This is a genomic window from Bradyrhizobium sp. DOA1, from assembly GCF_001593325.1.
Taxonomy (GTDB): domain Bacteria; phylum Pseudomonadota; class Alphaproteobacteria; order Rhizobiales; family Xanthobacteraceae; genus Bradyrhizobium.
On record NZ_JXJM01000001.1, the window covers coordinates 6,022,370 to 6,039,409 of the forward strand.

Below are 17,040 nucleotides of genomic sequence, written 5' to 3' on the forward strand. Positions count from 1 at the left end.
ACTGGCTTGTCCCGATGTCCGCTAAAGCGCCAAGAGCGGCGGCAAAGCGGACGTGTCTCGAGGTCGCTGAAGGGGCCAGAAGCGGTCGTCACGTCCGGTCAATTTATTAGCCACCATAAGTACATGGGCGCGAGCGGTTCCATCTAAACAATAATGGATTGTCTCTACGTCTCTAGATAGTCTCGGCTGGTGATTGGAGGGCGGCAACCATGCTCCCAGCAGACTACTTCTTTGGCTTCGCTATCGCCGGTAGTCGGGCTAAATCTTTATCTTGGCCCGCGTATCGTAAGTGAGCGCGTTGCTATGCAATGGGGTTTGAGCGGAGAGCCAACTTGGTATGCCCCTAAATGGCTCGCTATGTGGGGGATGATTGCTTTCATGGCGGCCGTCCGGCTCTTCATCTGGCTCGCTTCGACATATGCGCCGCAGCATGTGCACGGTGCTGACTTGGGGATAGTAATCTTCTCGCTTATAGCCGCCGGTTCTCATCTGTTCGTTCTGATCAAGGCGAGAGCGACCTCCTGAAAGCTCGCGCGAGTCGGCTGTGGGGTCAAGAGCGGCGGTCAGTCCGCCAATCGGCCAACGTCTGGATCCCCATAGCGGAAGTCGCGGCGGCTCTTCGGGTGTACAGCAGCTTCGGGCCACGAGCAGACTCATGCGCGGCAGCGGAATGGCCTATCTATTCGATGACATGGTCGGCGCGAACGAGCAACGAGGGCGGCACGGTGAGGCCGAGCGCCTTTGCCGTCTTCAAGTTGATCACCAGCGCGAATTTGGTCGGCTGTTCTACCGGCAGATCAGTGGGCTTGGTGCCTCTGAGGATTTTATCGACATAGCCGGTTGCACGGCGGTACAGATCGGCAAAATCAGGGCCGTAGACGATCAACCCCCCAAGGTCGGCGCATCGTCGGAACAAATAGCTTGTCGGTAGATGATACTTCGCAGCGAGCGCGACCAGTCGGGGAGCTTGGAAAAAGGTCAGACTATCGCCCATATCCAACACGGCGTCGACATGTTGGGCGGCGGCCGACGCAAATGCAACGTCAAGTTCGTCGGGCGTCGTCGCCTCAACCGTGAGCAAAATCACTCCAAGCCTCTCGGCGGTGCGAGCCAAAAACTCCCCGAAGTTAAGCCTGTGCATCGGGTTGTTCGGGTTGATTAAGATAGCGATTTTCAAGACATTGGGGACGAGCTCGCGGAGTATTTCGAGGCGTTTCGCACCGAAGTCATCAGGAACCATGGTCGCAACACCTGTGATGTTGCCGCCTGGTCGCGCAAGGCTTTGCACGAGCCCCAGCCCCAGGGGATCGGCGACAGCCACAAAAACGATCGGAATGGTGGAGGTTGATGATTTCAGGACTTGCACTGCCCGCGGTCCAGGAGCGACGAGCACATCAGGTGTTAAGCCGACCAGCTCGACGGCTAAAGCTGGCAAACGATCCGGGGCGTATCGATATTCGACAACCAGGTTTTTGCCCTCGATCCAACCCTTCTCTCGCAACCCGCTGAGCCATGCAGCGTGAATGGGGTCGCGTGTCGGATCATCCGCCCAAACGCCAAGGAAACCCATCCGCCGAGGCTTCTCTTGCGCGTGTAGATGCCTGGGCTGAACGAGCAGCGCCGCAGTGCCAGCTAGGAACTCCCGCCGCTTCATTCGATCCTCATCGCAGATTGAGGACGAGGGAGGCAGAGTATCACGTCTCGATGATTGTTGCACTTGCAGTGCACCGATAAGGCGTATGGGCGTAGGACCGCAACGGGTCAAAAGCGGTCAACGGCACAATCCGCTCAGAAGGTCAGCTACGGGGCCAATACCGGAAGCAGTTTTCTTCGATATTGACGCGCGAAGCGCGGTTCTTGACGAAGAACCAACGGCCAAATCCGCAACAGCTGACTTTTGCGACATAATCGGCCAGAAGCGGAAGTCAGGGTGGGCTGAAATGAAGCCGCCGCCGACTGAGACGGGGCTTTTGCACTTCGTGGCGGCTTTCCTCGCCGGCGATTAAAGCAATTCATGTTGCGTGCGGACCAGAACCCCCGCGATATTGTTGCACGCAACTCAAAGCCATTCTAAGCGAGAATCTCGACTTGCTTGCCACAACTGGCGTGCTCTTTTGGACCAGATCGGGAATGCGCTGCCGAGCAATGGCGGAAGTTTGCCGAGCAGTACCGAGCGCGTAGTGCATCGCTGAAACGGCATCACCACGCCAAAAGGCCGATGAGCAAGTCTCTCCCATGTCCGAGAAGTCCGACCGTCCGGCAAATTAGGCGAAATCCTACTGGCCGAATCTCCGCAGTTTGCTTCAGCGTAAAAGAGGTGTGAAGCTCCCTTTAGCTGCCCTCTAGAACACCCTGTACCCTTCGCGCAAGGTCGCTTTGAGTAAACGGCTTTTGTATCAAAGAAACTCCGCGATCGAGTCTGCCCTGATGAACGATGGCGTCGCGGGAATATCCGGTCATATAAAGCACCTTCAGTCCTGGCCGTCGACGCTGTGCTTCTTCAGTAAGAGCGCGTCCGTTCATGCCCGGCATCACCACGTCGGTCAGGAGTAGGTCTACTTGATGTGTCGCAAGTGCGCTAAGTGCGGCATCGCCATCTTTGGCTTGCATGACTTCATAGCCGAGTTCGATCAAAGTTTCTGAAACAAACTTCCGCACTCCCTCATCGTCTTCTGTTACCAGCACACGTTGCCCTCGCCCGTGGGCAGCACTTTCGATGACATTGTCTTTCGCCGTTGGTTTGCCAACATCCATATGTCTCGGGAGATAGATAGTGACGGTCGTGCCTGCACCCTGTTTTGATTTAATTTTAACGTCACCGTCGCTCTGTTTCACGAAGCCATAGACCTGACTCAGCCCGAGCCCAGTTCCCATACCGGGCGGTTTGGTTGTGAAGAACGGCTCGAATGCTTTGTCTGCCACCTCCAGCGACATACCCGCTCCGGTGTCGCTTACCGAAACAGACACGTATTGTGTGGAGTTCACTCGATCAGCTGTTACTAAGAAATTCTCGTCAAGAAAAGCGTTTGCGGTCTCCAATGTAAGCGCGCCTCCATTCGGCATCGCGTCTCGGGCGTTGAGTGCCAAATTCAACACAGCAGATTCAAGCTCAGTTATGTCAGCCTGCGTCTCCCACAGATCGGATGCTAGGATCTTCTCGATCCGGATGGTCTCGCCGAGCGTGCGAGCCAGCATGTCCGTCAGATTGTTGACAAGCCTATTTAGATCGACAGGTCCTGGATTGAGTGCTTGCTTCCGAGAGAATGCCAAAAGAGCTTAGTGAGCTCGGCTGCCCTCAACGCTCCCCTTTGCGCATTTTCCAGCATGGCTTTCGGCTTCTCGTCGGGGACCCTACGGATCGCCATCTGCAGGTTGCCGATGATAATCGTGAGCAAATTGTTGAAGTCGTGTGCGATGCCGCCGGTGAGCTGCCCGATAGCCTCAATCCGCTGCGTGCGGCGCATTTCCTGCTCCAGAATTTCTCGACGCTCTGCCTCCGCATAAAAGGCCCCAGTGCTGCGAGCGGTGAGAAAAATGAAGAAGCAGACCAGAGCGAGGGCGGGTGCGCCGATAGCCAGATACCCGCCAACTTGCCGAAGCCACGCTCTTCTTATTTCCGACGTTTCCATGCTGGAAGAAACATACAGCGGCAGTCCCGCCAGCTTTCTAACTGCAAAACGCCGCTCTAGTCCGTCTACGTTCGACACCGTCGTGTATCGTCCTCCTTCTGGACTCCCTTTGATCAGCTGACCAAAGCCACTCGACTGATCCAACAAGATCCCAGGACGGGCTGCGACAGGGTGACGAGCGAGGACAGCACCGTCCTCTCTAATCAGAGCAAAGCTAGCGCTCGACCTACCGCGCAGGGTTGCATAGAGAGTTTCAAATGAGGTGGGTAAGACAGAGATTAGCGTGTACCCGCTGAAAGTACCTGAGCTATCGTGCCGTCGTTTGCTAACCGGAAATAGGATCGCACCCGTCAGAGAGATACTGACCACGCCTCCAATGTAAGCTTCGTTGCCTTGCGCTAACTCTGCCTTCAGGTGAGATCGCTCTGGTGCGTTGAAAGCAGCGGGCACCGGGAAGAATAGAGACGACAGTAATGCATCGCCCTTGCGGTCGAGCACCCAAATTGAACTAATGTCTGGAAACGTATGCGCGAGCTGCTTCAGGCGCTCGCTCAGCTCGGCGCCGGAGTCTTTGATTGTCAGGTCAGTTCTACCGCGAGTGATCTGATCAATACTATCGAGAGTAACGTTGATTGAACGAAAGACTCGGAGTGCCTGTTCCGCTGACACCTCCAAACTGCGTTCGATTCGCTCGTCTGCCAGTTCAAAGGCATCGCAGTAAGCATCGTAAGCCGCATATGCGAACACAAGCGCCGGAGCGATGATTGAGGCCGCCAGCGAAAACCACAGCCATCGAAGGGCTGCATCCTTCCGCCGTTTCATCGTTCGATCTGCCCCCCACAGTGATCTCGAATGCTCTTTTTCAGATCATTAGATAGCTTTTACTGCCCATGCCAGCCAGTTCTTCGTCCCAGCCGCGGCAACCTTGCGGGTGGCTTAGGAGAACTCTGAGCGCGCATTCATTCCACGTCGTCTCTTGCCTCCTACAACTTCAATCGTGTGATGCGCACCACGGACGCCAGCCTCTGAAGCAAGGACTGGCTCACGCTTTTGTTGACTTTGGCCTTTTAAGAGCCTGCACGCAGTATCTAATGATACATCCCCGTAATTTCCCGGATAGATCTGCCTATACAGCCATCCTCATCCCGACATGCCCTGCGGCGGCTCACAAATTTATAACCGGCCGATGCGAGTTGAGAGATTCGCGGAAGCAGGGGTTTTGAGGGCGCTTCCAGTACTCTGCGGATTGGCTAGCATGCCGCGAGTAGGCTGCCTTAACCTTCTGACAATCTCAATACCGTATGGGACTAATAGGAGGGGCCCAGCATGCTGTTCAGGCTTATCTACGAAAGCCGCAATCTGCTTAGAAGGCCAAACGGCAGCAACGAACTCTTAAAAATCATTCGCTCGGCAGAGCGTAACAACCTGGCCCTTGCGCTTACTGGCGCTCTTCTCTTTGACAAAGGTCGGTTCTTCCAGGTTCTGGAAGGCGAGCGGAGTCGGGTAACGAACCTATTTGTCCGAATTGCTCAGGACCCGCGCCACAAAGACATTTGCCTTATCGAGGCAAAGTCTATGCCTGAACGGCGCTTTCCGAATTGGTCGATGGCTCTGATCGAGAGACCTCTTGCATTGTTTGAGCCTGATTCCCTCTCGGGAGATGATTTACTGAACTTTATGTGCGATCAACTCGCCGAATCGAGCGGCCCCATCAAGGTATCTGTACCTGTGTGGTGAGTTGACCGTCTGCGCAGATCGCTCCGGCCGCCCCGAGAACCGTCGGGGGCTAGATGCATGGATAGAAAAACGACCCACCCCCGGTTCGCGGCCGCATCTGCGGCGACGATAGCTAGGGTTGCGGTCAGTCCAAACGGCGCACCCTCGCATACGACACAATTCATCGTCTGGGCCATGTCGTTGGCCCGCTCTCGGCGTCTTATTGCCTCGTGGCCTGGGCCTCGCGCTAGCTGCCCTTACGGCGGCGTTGCCGCGTCGATGCCAGCGTAGTCGTCGCGCCGCAGAAGCGCGCCGGTGCCGGGCACCTTCAACAGCCCGGCGGCGACCAAAGCATCTGCGTTATTCGTTCTATCGCTCGAGCCGCTGCCCGCTGCATCCGGAACAGCGTGGATTTGCCAGGTGGCTTCCACAGTCCATCCCCTTGTGATGAGCGATAGAAGCCACCAAAATCAAGGGATTGCCTATTGGAGATTTCAGAATGCCCCTTGTTACTGATCCATCTCGCGACTCCGAGCTCCGGCTTTGCGAAGGGATTGCGTTTTCGATGTTTGACCGCGAACACCGCGTCCTTTGCTTCGTCACCTGGGCTGCTTTGCTCGATCGCGCCGCTAAGGATGGGACCCGTCAAACGGACGTCAGAGGCACGTTCGAACGGTACCGCTGGAAGATTGAACTGATCGCGAGCGGGAACTACGACCAAGGGGAAACCAAGCCCGTGGTCCGCACCGACCAGCTCACCCCTGGCCGGTAAGCTGCCGGGTGACCAGCATCAGGCGGGAAGCACTTGCAATAGTAGACTATGCCAGCGCCAGGAATCGTTCCGCGCACCAACTCGGTTGTTCGGCGTCTAATCGCTGGCCTGCGCATAGCACGATCGGCACAGAGCTAGGGCTTCGGCCCAGAGACCTGCCGGTCCGCGCTGGCGGGCCTAGCTCATCGTAAGAACCCTGGTTTGCGGCGCGAACCGATCTGAGAATGTTGCGGCCTTTGCATCCCGGGCTGCGGAAACCGCGGCGGAAATAAACGCCGAACATCCGATTGTTGCCAGCGCCAAGAGAGCCGCGCCAAAAATCAGTCTACTCATCTGAGCCTCCGTATACCTGTCGCTCCAGCATCGGATTGAAGTGTTTCAACTTCGCTTCGCGTGCTGCCCCGAGTGGTTTCGTGCACGCGGGCGTGAATGCGCTCCGCATGCAGATTAGATGAGCGAGCCGAACGACCGCAGACTATACGCCGAGGCTAGTGCCGCAGCTTCAGGGTCACACAACTGCTCCACTCCTCAAGTTGAACGCGAGGCTCGAAAACAGGCCGCGGCAGGCTGAGCACTGAAACCGCGGTCCGCCTAGCTGGCATGAGCGTCATGCCACACGTTTCATGACGCAACGCAAAACGACCTCAAGCAGCTCCGGGAGATCGCTCGGACGCTGAGCGATCGGCCTGATCACTGCGCTGGTCAGGGCGCCGCGCGAAGTTTTTGGGGAGATCTGCCGCCGCACTACAAGGAAACGCGTCCGGCGGAGACTGACGCTCCGCAATACCTGCCACCGAAATCACCTAGCTTAGTGCGACGTCAGTTCCCCCGCCGCGGCCTAAACTTCTTACTATCGCTAGCCGCTGAGCGGGCCACTTTGTGGGCTTTAAAACGAAGCACTGCCTCGACTGCCTCTTCTAGCGTTGCGAGCTGGCTATTATTGATGTTGCCAGGCGTATGCTCGCCTGTCAGCAAGAATGAACTCGTCAATCGCGCCGGCGGTAGCACGACATAGCTCATGACCTCGCGATTGTCCTCGTCCATCCGCGCGACCACGACAAGATCGGCGCGTTGGTCGATGCGACGCCTGATACCCCACCGCGGAAATCTTCCGCGATCATGGTTTGCTCGCGCCACCGCGATCATGACCTTGACCGCGCGATCGATCGTGATCAGACCTGTCTTCTGATCGAAAGCGAGAGAATGCCCAAACGCAACGAGTTCGTCGGCAAACTCCTCCCGAAGTTCGACTAAGGTAGCGATAACAGCGCGACGCCCGTCATGGAATTTCAGGCTGTCTGGATAATAGCCGATGGCGGCATACGCCTTCCTGAGACTGCCGAACCTCTTGATATACGCGCCGTTGCCAGGAAGATCGAACGAGGCATCGATGATCGGGGCACTCAGTTTACCCTTCTCGACTAGCAGGGCCTTCAATCGTTCCAGCATGTCCCGATCCGACAGCAGCAGCCGCCGCCGGCTGGAAATCTTCTGAGCTTTCCAGAACAGCGCCGGCTTCACGATTGGAGAAAACGACGCTTCGGAGCGTATCCAAACGTCTGGCGGATTGGGTTGGCGTTTCTGGCCCAGCTTCCAGTTGCTGCGGTTATAGACGTTTCTTCCTATATAATGTTCGTTCTTGAGCAGATAACGGAGCGTCCAGCTCGTCCAACGCCGACCAAACTGGTTCAAAATGCCCTCGCCGTTCAGTTCCTTGGCGATCGCCGATGGGCACTTTCGCTCTTCGACGAACGATCGGAAAATACGCCGAACGACCTCCCGGGCGCAGCAGTACCCGGTCCTCCTGCAAGGCCTTGCGTTGGCCGTTCGCAAGAAAGCCCTTGGATCGGCCAGCCCTGTCGACAAGCTCACGACGTAATCCGTAGCCGGCCGGACCGCCCTGGCGGAATCCAAGGGTGACTAAGCGGCATTGCGCGGCAAACACCTTCTTAGATAGGTCGAGGCTATACTGTCCCGCTCCAATGCGCTTCAGCTGCTTTGCGATGTTCGACATGAAGCTACCGTCGTTGTCGAATTGCTCGGCACAATACTGCACCGAAACGCCCGCGCTTTTGCAGATGAACTCGTAGTAAGCGCTTTCGTCGGCGTCCTGGAAGCGGCCCCAGCGGCTGACATCGAAGACCAAGATAACCTTATAATCTGCCTGAGCAGTTTTCACGTCATGGAGCAGTTGCTGCAGAGCGCTGCGACCCTTGATCGTCAACCCGCTTCTCGCTTTGTCGATATAGCTTTGCACAATCTCGAGGTCGTGCTCTATGGCGTAAGCTGCGATCGCAAGCGCCTGGTTTGCGGTCGAATATCTCTGCTGCTCGCTGGACATCCGGATGTATTGCGCGGCCCGCACGCGCTTTTCGCTCTGTTGGGCAACTCCTAGTAGCTGCGCCATGGCCCTCTGCCTTCGCCGATGCTACGGTTATGCCACAGCCTTGGACAGTAGTTCGGCAATGCTCGCCGATGGTTGGCACCCTCTCAACCGATCGGAGAAAGTTAAAGTATCTTTTTCGGAAACGTTGCAGTGCGCGTTAGCTCTGCGCTCAGCCAGAACGCAGCACCAGTTCGCTTCAGCGATCACCAAAACAATGAAAACAGATGGCGGCTCAGCCATCCCAGCGCAGCGGAACAAACGAGAGAAAACAAGCCCGACCAAAGCCATGAACGGCCTCGGGCGGCGCTAATCGACCGCAGGTACAGGAATGCGCCCAGCATCGTTCCGTAGTTCCTCCTAAAATCCCCGTTGAGCTTGGCGATCTTTGAAAGCTCGGATGAGCCCTCGGTTCCTTCGGACATATGCGCTGATCCTCATATTCGAGCCAGCGTCTTATGAACCACTGTTTTGCCCGACGGAGCAACAAGAATTTCGGTAAAACAAAAATAACTGCTGCTGCCCACCTCGCTGCTATTGACCTATTGGTTGCGGTCCAATTGGCATAGCCCCCAATCCCCAGCGGCTAGTTCTGAGAGCCGAGTTGCCTCTAATCTAGTGCGATGACTCAAGTAAACGAATCCCATGGCGAACCCCAGCCTATGCAAGGCACGGCAATGCGAACTCTGAGTTAGGGACGCCAGATGTCCGCAGCTCGTATCATAAAGCCCCCTCCGATGTCAGGAGGAGACCGTAAGCATTATGCTAGGGAGCTTCACAAGGCCGAGGTAAGTTTCGCGCACCTTCTTGAGGATGCTGCGGCGGCTCACGCTGCTGCAGACGCGGCGCGCGCTAAGGCCTACGCACTCGATTGCCTGGCTTGGAACACCGGTCTGTTCATCGGAGAAGTCGACCAGCAGTCGCCCACGATCAAGGCCGCAATTGTTGGTGGGTATTCGCTCCTCGAGGTGCGCTGCGACCATTGCAAACACACCGAAATCATCGACTTGTCGCTCGTGGTGCAGCCTCGTGACAGACAAATCTCACTGATGCGGAACTTTCTTTATTGTAGCCCTTGCCAGAGAACCCTCGGCAAGAAGCGCCGGCCCGATCTGATCGGCTTACGTCCCGTTGGTGATCCGCAGCCTGCGGGGCCATCCCGCCGGACGAAGAAAGCCTCCTAACAATGTGCAATCTCTATTCCATCACGACCAACCAGGCCGCGATCAGCGCCCTATTTCGCGTGGTCAATCGATACGTCGGCAATCTCGCGCCAATGCCCGGCGTTTTCCCTGACTACAGGGCGCCGATCGTCCGGACTGGCGCCGCCAGCCGCGAACTTGCCCTTGCTCGATGGGGGATGCCGTCATCTTCCAAAGCGCTAATGGAGGCGACCAAAAAGCGAGCCGAGAAGCTGCAGGCCAAAGGCAAGACTGTTGACTTCAAGGAACTGCTTCGGATGGAGCCGGACAGCGGCACTACCAACATTCGCAATGTGAAGAGCAAGCATTGGACGAGATGGCTTGGCATCGAGAACCGGTGCCTGGTGCCGTTTAATTCCTTCAGCGAATTTAATAAGGCCGAGGGCGGCGACATCTGGTTTGCGCTCGATGAAGCCCGGCCACTCGCGTGCTTCGCCGGCATTTGGACTAACTGGACATCGGTCCGGAAAGTCAAAGAAGGCGAGACCATCAACGACCTCTACGCTTTCCTGACAACTGAGCCAAACGCTGAGGTTGGCGCCATACATCCGAAGGCAATGCCGGTGATTCTGACAACGCCTGACGAGGTCGAGACTTGGATGACCGCGCCAGTCATGGAAGCTTTGAAGCTGCAGCGGCCGCTCCCCGATGGCGCGCTGCGCATTGTTGCGCGCGGGGCGAAGGAAGATTCGGCGCCCAACGCGACCTGACATTCTGTAGCAGTCTAGTGCAACCCGCCGGGACTAGCGGTTATCACAGAGAAAAAGGCACCGCCCGTCCCGCCTCTTGACAATCCGAGGAAGATGCGAACAAAAATAGAACAAGAATTGCAATACCCCGAAGGTCCGTTTGGCCAAGCTCCCTCAACTGCCCGCATACTATTATCTCGACCACTTCGTCGAAATGCTCGGATTCGTGCAGCGGACGTACAAGCCCGTTCTGGGTCCTGATCATTCCGCATTCATAACGCGCTTCGAGCACCTCTCGAGAGATGCCCGATGTCTGTTGGTCCGGATGATCAACCGACGTGGTTCAATATTCAAACGCTCCCTGTTCAGCTACCCCGAGATCGATGACGTCGAGCGGGCAATCCGCGATTTGATAGCGGCCAGCCACGCGCGCGCGCTCTGCGAGGCCGACTATGCGGCCTTCGTCTCCTGCCTGCCGAAGGACGTCCTCATCACCGGAGCGCAAGCTGCGGGTCGAGGAGACGTCCGCAAGTCATGGTCGAAGCCGAAGTTCATCGACTACTATCTAGAGAGCATCCCCTTTTCAGTTGCCGCGCAGCACTGTGGCGCCCGTAATTTCATCGCGTTGGATGGGACGCGGCCAATCGAGTTCCTGCTCTACCTGTATTTCGGAAAGACCCAGGTTAGTCTCAAGAATTTCGCGCTGCGCGACTTGGGGATTCTCCGCACCAACCGCGAGACCTCGTTCGGAGCGCGCTTTACCGATGCCGAGGAAGCGCTTGCCTCGTTCCACTACAGCCAAGTTCTCGACAGCTTGGAAGAGGGATCAGAGCTCGCCCATAGACGAGCTGCCATCGATGTACTCTCCGGGCCCGCCTGCACAACCCAGTACGCCGGCGACCTGCGCAATCAAGCTGCGCATCAGACGGGACTTTTCTTCGAGAGAGCGGGTGAAAGCGATCTTGCCCGTCAGCTCTACCGTGCGGGGTCATCGCCCGACTGTAACGAGCGTTTGGTTCGCCTGCTCTACAACGAGGGCGACAAAGCCGAGGCCGAAACGCTGCTGCAGCGGATGATCGATGATCCCGCCAGCGATGGCGAACACCTCTTCGCCACCGATTTTTACGCCCGAAAGTTCGGCGGACGGCGTACAGGTCTTTACACGGAACTCTTGCGGTCCGGCCGCACGATCACCGTCGATGACACCTATCGCGGCAATCCCGAGGCGGGCGTGGCGGGCGTGCTTCGGCGTGAGGGCACGGAGGTTTTCTTCACTGAGAATGTGCTCTGGCACACTCTCTTCGGCCTGCTCTTTTGGGACGAGCTGTTCGAAAGCACCCGGATGCCTAGCGCATTCGATTGGCTACCCCACTGCCTCAAGGACCGCAGCTTCCGGAGGTTGTTCGCCGCGACGATCGACGAGAAGCTGACAGCCATCGCCTCCGGAGCTTCCCTCCCGCTGATTCTCCGCACTGTCGCAGCCAGATGGGGGCGTCCGAACGGGATCTTCAGCTGGGATCACGTGCAAGTTGAGGCGCTGCGAGCACTGCTCGAAGGATCCAATCCGGCCGGCATCGCCAACATCATCGGCAGTATGTGCGACGATTTCCGGGGGATGCGGGACGGTTTCCCCGACCTAATGTTGGTGCAGGGTGGCAAAGTTTCTTTCATGGAGGTCAAGGCCGAGGGGGACGTGATCCGTCGTAATCAGCTGACCCGTCTCCGCCAGCTAGATTCAGCCGGTATCATGGCTGAGATCGGTCGGGTGGATTATCGTTTCGACCCTGAGCAGGATTACGTGGTGGTCGACATCGAGACGACCGGTTCATGGTCGAATGGCGATCGCATCACCGAGATCGGTGCGGTGAAGGTACGCAATCACAGCGTTGTCGACGAATGGCATTCTCTCATCAATCCGCAGCGCTCCATACCGGCAAAGATCGTTCAGCTGACCGGCATCACGAATGAGATGGTTCGCAAGGCGCCTTTGTTCGCGGAAGTCGCGGATGCATTCATGGAGTTCATGGCAGACGGTATTTTCGTCGCTCACAACGTCAGCTTCGACTACGGCTTCATAGCCTACGAGTTCGAGCGGATCGGCCGGCGGTTCAGATTCCCGAAACTGTGCACGTGCGCCGGAATGCGGCGGCGCTATCCGGGCCACAAGTCCTACGGACTTGGGAAACTTTGCGAGACCTACGGCATAGAACTCAAGAACCACCACAGGGCTCTATGCGATGCGCGGGCCTCGGCGCACCTGCTGAACTTGATAAACGAAAAGCGCGTTGGTGAAGCGCTACCGAGCGCGGCCGCTGCTTAGGATCTTCAAGGCCCTAAGAACTCTGGTGCTCCGCAACTTTTCAGTTTTTCCACCACTGCGGCGCTGTCCACGACCTTACCGTCCCGGCTAAGCGGCACGTAAGCCGCCTTTCGCCCTTCGGCATCGGTTACTTCGATGACTTGAGGCATCGTATCGGGATATTCGCCGGCATGCTCTTTCGTGTCGACATGGTATCCTTCAAAGCGCATGTCGCTGCCATCCATGCCGGGATCTTGAGGCCTCCGCTCCGGCGGCATGGGGGGCAGGTCGGGCTCTACCAAATTTCTGGGCGAAGAACTCGAGGAGGAAAGTCCTTGATCGAGAAGGCGGCGGAGATCGGCAACGGCTTCGCCGCGCCGCTCAAGCTCCTCGACTGCAACGACAACCTGATCTCGATCGAGGACGTCCAGAAGTGCGTTGATCGTCCGCTCGCAGTCGCGCGCACCCGGTTCCAGGTAGTTCGCCAAAATGGCTTGGGCTCGCGCAACGGCTTCCAGTACCTGCTTCTGGGCAGACATCGTCAACTACTCCACGCTACTTAATTCGCCGACTCAATCAGGTCCTGAGCACCTTGTTCCTAGCAAGCGGCGCAGGGGAACAATGATGATAGACGACAGCGGCCGCCCGAAAGGCCGACCAAAGGGGCGCAGGCACATAAGTTATTTCTTGGACAAACCTTTGAAGGAACTTGCGCGCAGCAATCCTTCGGACGTGATGTCGCGATATTCAATGTCGGCGTAGAACTTCGGCTCCACCCAGGTGGCCTTCGGTTTCTTAATGGGTTTAGTGAGCTTCTGCTTTGGGCTGACGACCGTATCAAGAGCGTCCCTGATCTTGCGTGATGTGGTTCGGCTCCAGCCAGTGCCGACCTTGCCCATATAGACGAGATCCTTCCCCTTCTTCTTGCCGAGGTAGAGAGCGGCGACACCTGTGGGATCCTTGATGAACCCTACGACGGGGAATTTCCCCTTTTGGACGACCTTTACCTTCTGCCAAGCCTCAACACGCTCTGATCGATAAGGAGCGTCAACACGCTTCGAAACGATACCTTCATAATTGAGCTTACTCGCGGCTTCGAACAGCGCCTGCCCGTCCCCTTCGTGGTGTTCGCTGTAGAAGATCGGCTCGTCTAGCTCGTTGCTCTCAATCAGATCCTTCAGCAGCCTCTTGCGCTCAATCTGCTGATCTTTCCGAAGGTCGTTACCATTGAGCCACAGGAGGTCGAAGGCGAAGAAGAGCAAGCGGTCCTGGTCGCCTCTTGCTAGGTCTGCCTGAAGTTCGGAGAAGTTGGTGCGGTCCTCGTGGATAACCACCACCTCACCGTCAACAATGGCCTGCCCTTCGATGTCGAACGCGCCGGCAATGACAGAAAACTTGTGCGTCCAGTCGAGACCGTTGCGGGTGAAGACCTTGCGACGATCACCGTCGACGTGGAGCTGGATGCGATAACCGTCGTATTTGACTTCGTGAATCCACAGGGGCCCCGAAGGTGCGTTCATCTTCAGGGTCGCAAGCTGGGGCGCAATAAACCCCGGCATCGGAGCAGCTACCGGCTTTCTGGCCGATGCCTTGGTACGCTTTGCCACTTACGCAACTTACAAAAAGCCCGCCGCCGGTGAGCCGACGGCGGGCAGGAAACCTACCTTCTTCACGGGTCCAGCAACGTCGATGGCCGCAAGGAGTTCCAACGCCCTCGCTGGTTCGTTGGTAGTCGAGATTGCGCCAAGCTGCAGCGGGTGCCAAAGGGCAGTTACAGTCCTCCACGGAGGTATCGAACTCCCAGCGAGAGCCGGCGTTTACTGACATCATGTCAGATGCATTCGATTACTTCCGGGCCTACGCTATCCGAGCTCTCTGCAAAGCGAGATCCATGCCGCGGGGCAGGATGAAGCATCTGCAGCTAGTGGCCGGCCGGATCTACAATCTCCTCAAGAAGGAGGCTGCCTACGGCCCCAATATCCAGCACCTTGAGGATTTTCGCGCAGCCCAGAAGCTCGAGCGCTCGCTCGACCGCCGGGCAAGTGACCGCTCCAGCGATCGCGTTGCTCCGGCTGCGCCGCAAGGCGCGGACCAGGAGGCCCGCTAAATGCCTTCGCTCGACACTCGCGGTGTGGCAACTCTCCTGCGAGAATATGCGCAGCGTAGCGCCTTGCGGGGCGGCAATCCTTACCGGGCAAAGGCTTACTCTCGGGCCGCGGACAGCCTGGCGGCTCTTGCCTTCCCGCTGGACGTCCTCATCGCCGAAGATCGTCTTACGGAAATCCCGGGCGTCGGCGAGGCGATAGCCGAGATCATCACCAAGCTCCACAAAACGGGCACTCACCCGAGCCTCGAAAAACTCCGGAAGGAGGTTCCCGAGGGCGTGCTCGAGATGCTCTCCGTGCCCGGTCTGCGCCCTGAGAAGGTGCTGCATCTCTACAAGAATCTCGGCGTCGGCTCCCTGGCCGAATTGGAGGCTGCCGCGAAGGACGACCGCATCAAGAAGGCCAAGGGGCTCGGTGCCGCGCTGCAGACCAAGATTTTGCAGAGCTTGGCCATCGCAAAGAGCGGCGAAGGGCGGATGCATCTGCACCGTGCAGCCGCCTTGGTGGAACATGCGAAGGATTCACTCCGCAAGTCCAAGCCCGAGCTGAAGCGGGTCACGATCGCCGGCGACTTTCGCCGGGGCTGCGAACTGGTGGGCGATCTCTCGATCGTTGCCGAGGCGCCCAAGACCGGCAAAGCGGCGAAGCCCTCGCGGACGGACGGACTGCAGATCCGTCTGTCGGATGGCAAGCACTTCGGCGCCGCGCTTTTGTTCGCGACCGGCTCCGCCGCCCACATCGAGCAGCTCCGGATGCTGGCCGCCGAAAAGGAGATGCGGTTGGAAGCCGACGGCTTGCACAAGGGGCGCACCCTGATCGCCGGCGAGGAGGCCGAGATCTACCGCGCCCTTGGTTTGCCCTTCATCGACCCTGAGCTCCGGGAGGGGCGCGGCGAGATCGTGGCGGCTCTGAAAGGCAAGCTGCCAAAGCTCGTCACCGACCAGGACCTGCGCGGCATCCTTCACTGCCACACCGATGCCTCCGACGGCACCGAGACCCTGGAAGCCATGGCCAAGGCCACGCGCCAGCGAGGCTTCGAGTATTTCGGCGTGGCCGATCATTCCAAGTCCGCCCACTACGCCGGCGGTCTCTCCGTCGACGAGATCGCGCAGCAGCACCGGGAGGCCGACGGCCTGAACAAGCGCTTCGGCAAGGACTTCCGCATCCTCAAAGGCATTGAGTCGGACATCCTGGCGGACGGCTCGCTCGACTATCCGGCTGGCGTGCTGGAGCGCTTCGATTTTGTAGTCGCCAGCATCCACGGCCGCTTCAAGCTGGACCGCAAGGCGCAGACGCAGCGCTTGCTTCGCGCCATCTCCGATCCTCATACCACCATCATCGGCCACATGACTGGGAGGCAGCTTCAGCGGCGGCCCGGCTACGAGATCGACGTTGAGAAGGTGCTGCGGGCTTGCGCCAAGCACGACGTCGTCGTCGAGATCAATGCCCACCCGTGGCGCCTGGACCTGGACTGGCGCTGGCACCAGGCTGCGCTCGAGTTCGGCTGCATGCTCAGCATCAATCCGGACGCGCACTCGATCCCCGAACTCGACCACATGCACTGGGGCGTCCTGATGGCCCGAAAGGGCGGCGTCCCTGCCGATCGGGTCCTGAACGCGATGAAGCTTCCCGAGATCACGCGCTACTTCCGCCAGAAGCGGCGTTCGCTCGCCCGCGCCGCTTGATGCCGCAGGCGCACGATCTATCGCTTGAGGGGAAGGTGGCGGCGGTCGCCGCCGACCCTGGGCACCACTTCAGCAAGCCGGTCCAGGATCGCATCGTTCTGGTCGAGGGCCACGGCGTTCAAGGCGACGCCCATGCCGGCGCTTTCGTCCGGCATCGCTATCTCGCCCGCCGCCGACCACGCCGACCCAATCTCCGGCAGGTCCACCTGATCCCGGCCGAGCTCTTTGCATCCCTCGCGGAAGCCGGCTTCGAGGTCGCAGCGGGGGACATGGGTGAGAATATCACGACGACTGGCCTCGACTTGGAGCGGATGCCGCTTGGCACCCTCATCGAGCTGGGTCCTACGGCCATCGTCGAGCTAACCGGTCTGCGGACACCCTGTGTCCTGATCGACCGCTTCCGGTCCGGCCTGAAGCGACAGGTGCTCTCATCGGGGGATACCGGCCCTCCATTCAAATCCGGAGTGCTGGGCGTGGTACGGGCCGGCGGGATGGTCGCGGCCGGCGATATCGTGCGGGCTCGCCTTCCGTCCTCGTTTCGGCCTCTGCCGGCCCTGTAG

At 58.4% G+C, this 17,040-nt stretch carries 16 protein-coding genes; 8 read left to right on the plus strand and 8 right to left on the minus strand.

Going from position 1 to position 17,040, the window contains the following annotated elements:
* The first annotated feature begins 189 nt into the window (after positions 1-189).
* A complete protein-coding gene (locus tag SE91_RS38330) occupies positions 190-525 on the plus strand; it encodes a DUF1648 domain-containing protein (protein WP_502687157.1) in 336 nt (111 codons plus the stop codon).
* 154 nt (positions 526-679) lie between these two features.
* Here SE91_RS38330 and SE91_RS27820 read toward each other — a convergent pair whose 3' ends face one another.
* From SE91_RS27820 to SE91_RS27830, 3 genes are all read right to left on the minus strand, one after another.
* Positions 680-1,654, minus strand: coding sequence for an ABC transporter substrate-binding protein (locus tag SE91_RS27820; protein WP_061849911.1), 975 nt, complete (start codon positions 1,652-1,654; stop codon positions 680-682).
* Positions 1,655-2,331: 677 nt separating this feature from the next.
* Positions 2,332-3,195 (minus strand): response regulator, encoded by an 864-nt coding sequence (locus SE91_RS27825; RefSeq protein WP_061849912.1) that lies wholly within the window; start codon positions 3,193-3,195, stop codon positions 2,332-2,334.
* 26 nt (positions 3,196-3,221) lie between these two features.
* Positions 3,222-4,451 carry a histidine kinase dimerization/phospho-acceptor domain-containing protein gene (locus SE91_RS27830; RefSeq protein WP_061849913.1) on the minus strand — a complete coding sequence of 410 codons (1,230 nt, stop codon included), beginning with the start codon at positions 4,449-4,451 and terminating at the stop codon, positions 3,222-3,224.
* Positions 4,452-4,955: 504 nt separating this feature from the next.
* On the opposite strand from SE91_RS27830, the gene SE91_RS27835 reads away from it, so the two are divergent.
* Complete coding sequence (locus SE91_RS27835; RefSeq protein WP_061849914.1) at positions 4,956-5,366, plus strand: BLUF domain-containing protein; 411 nt, start codon at positions 4,956-4,958, stop codon at positions 5,364-5,366.
* A gap of 236 nt (positions 5,367-5,602) precedes the next feature.
* On the opposite strand, the gene SE91_RS36605 is transcribed toward SE91_RS27835, so the two are convergent.
* On the minus strand, positions 5,603-5,776 hold the full coding sequence (locus SE91_RS36605) for a hypothetical protein (RefSeq protein WP_156489817.1): 174 nt from the start codon (positions 5,774-5,776) through the stop codon (positions 5,603-5,605).
* Between the two features lie 68 nt (positions 5,777-5,844).
* On the opposite strand from SE91_RS36605, the gene SE91_RS27840 reads away from it, so the two are divergent.
* On the plus strand, positions 5,845-6,117 hold the full coding sequence (locus SE91_RS27840; RefSeq protein ID WP_061849915.1) for a DUF1488 family protein: 273 nt from the start codon (positions 5,845-5,847) through the stop codon (positions 6,115-6,117).
* A gap of 819 nt (positions 6,118-6,936) precedes the next feature.
* On the opposite strand, the gene SE91_RS35725 is transcribed toward SE91_RS27840, so the two are convergent.
* Positions 6,937-7,839 carry a recombinase family protein gene (locus SE91_RS35725; RefSeq protein WP_245318616.1) on the minus strand — a complete coding sequence of 301 codons (903 nt, stop codon included), beginning with the start codon at positions 7,837-7,839 and terminating at the stop codon, positions 6,937-6,939.
* Positions 7,724-8,524, minus strand: coding sequence for a recombinase family protein (locus SE91_RS27850; RefSeq protein WP_061849917.1), 801 nt, complete (start codon positions 8,522-8,524; stop codon positions 7,724-7,726). The genes SE91_RS35725 and SE91_RS27850 overlap by 116 nt, the downstream gene beginning before the upstream one ends.
* A gap of 1,162 nt (positions 8,525-9,686) precedes the next feature.
* Between SE91_RS27850 and SE91_RS27860 the strand changes: the two genes are divergently transcribed.
* Both SE91_RS27860 and SE91_RS27865 read left to right on the plus strand, forming a co-directional pair.
* On the plus strand, positions 9,687-10,412 hold the full coding sequence (locus tag SE91_RS27860) for an SOS response-associated peptidase (protein ID WP_061849919.1): 726 nt from the start codon (positions 9,687-9,689) through the stop codon (positions 10,410-10,412).
* 139 nt (positions 10,413-10,551) lie between these two features.
* On the plus strand, positions 10,552-12,711 hold the full coding sequence (locus tag SE91_RS27865; protein WP_061849920.1) for an exonuclease domain-containing protein: 2,160 nt from the start codon (positions 10,552-10,554) through the stop codon (positions 12,709-12,711).
* 5 nt (positions 12,712-12,716) lie between these two features.
* On the opposite strand, the gene SE91_RS35735 is transcribed toward SE91_RS27865, so the two are convergent.
* Together SE91_RS35735 and ligD are read right to left on the minus strand one after the other, a co-directional pair.
* Positions 12,717-13,229, minus strand: coding sequence for a hypothetical protein (locus SE91_RS35735; RefSeq protein WP_156489818.1), 513 nt, complete (start codon positions 13,227-13,229; stop codon positions 12,717-12,719).
* A 141-nt stretch (positions 13,230-13,370) separates the two neighbouring features.
* The gene (gene ligD / locus SE91_RS27875; protein ID WP_061849922.1) at positions 13,371-14,297 is read right to left on the minus strand and encodes a non-homologous end-joining DNA ligase; all 927 of its coding nucleotides are present in this window, start codon (positions 14,295-14,297) and stop codon (positions 13,371-13,373) included.
* Positions 14,298-14,596: 299 nt separating this feature from the next.
* Between ligD and SE91_RS27880 the strand changes: the two genes are divergently transcribed.
* Genes SE91_RS27880 through SE91_RS27890 form a run of 3 tightly spaced genes read left to right on the plus strand, consistent with a single transcriptional unit; the run spans position 14,597 to position 17,040 of the window.
* Complete coding sequence (locus tag SE91_RS27880; RefSeq protein ID WP_061849923.1) at positions 14,597-14,797, plus strand: hypothetical protein; 201 nt, start codon at positions 14,597-14,599, stop codon at positions 14,795-14,797.
* Positions 14,798-16,480, plus strand: coding sequence for a DNA polymerase/3'-5' exonuclease PolX (locus SE91_RS27885; protein ID WP_061849924.1), 1,683 nt, complete (start codon positions 14,798-14,800; stop codon positions 16,478-16,480).
* A complete protein-coding gene (locus SE91_RS27890; protein WP_061849925.1) occupies positions 16,480-17,040 on the plus strand; it encodes an MOSC domain-containing protein in 561 nt (186 codons plus the stop codon). Before SE91_RS27885 ends, SE91_RS27890 begins: the two co-directional genes overlap by 1 nt.

Coding starts and splice junctions, on each gene's coding strand:
- SE91_RS27880 (WP_061849923.1), top strand. CDS start 14,597: ATGAAGCATCTGCAGCTAGTGGCCGGCCGGATCTACAATCTCCTCAAG.
- SE91_RS27825 (WP_061849912.1), bottom strand. CDS start 3,195: ATGCTGGCTCGCACGCTCGGCGAGACCATCCGGATCGAGAAGATCCTA.
- SE91_RS27885 (WP_061849924.1), top strand. CDS start 14,798: ATGCCTTCGCTCGACACTCGCGGTGTGGCAACTCTCCTGCGAGAATAT.
- SE91_RS27860 (WP_061849919.1), top strand. CDS start 9,687: ATGTGCAATCTCTATTCCATCACGACCAACCAGGCCGCGATCAGCGCC.
- SE91_RS27820 (WP_061849911.1), bottom strand. CDS start 1,654: ATGAAGCGGCGGGAGTTCCTAGCTGGCACTGCGGCGCTGCTCGTTCAG.
- SE91_RS35735 (WP_156489818.1), bottom strand. CDS start 13,229: ATGTCTGCCCAGAAGCAGGTACTGGAAGCCGTTGCGCGAGCCCAAGCC.
- SE91_RS27830 (WP_061849913.1), bottom strand. CDS start 4,451: ATGAAACGGCGGAAGGATGCAGCCCTTCGATGGCTGTGGTTTTCGCTG.
- SE91_RS27890 (WP_061849925.1), top strand. CDS start 16,480: ATGCCGCAGGCGCACGATCTATCGCTTGAGGGGAAGGTGGCGGCGGTC.
- SE91_RS27835 (WP_061849914.1), top strand. CDS start 4,956: ATGCTGTTCAGGCTTATCTACGAAAGCCGCAATCTGCTTAGAAGGCCA.
- SE91_RS27850 (WP_061849917.1), bottom strand. CDS start 8,524: ATGGCGCAGCTACTAGGAGTTGCCCAACAGAGCGAAAAGCGCGTGCGG.
- SE91_RS27840 (WP_061849915.1), top strand. CDS start 5,845: ATGCCCCTTGTTACTGATCCATCTCGCGACTCCGAGCTCCGGCTTTGC.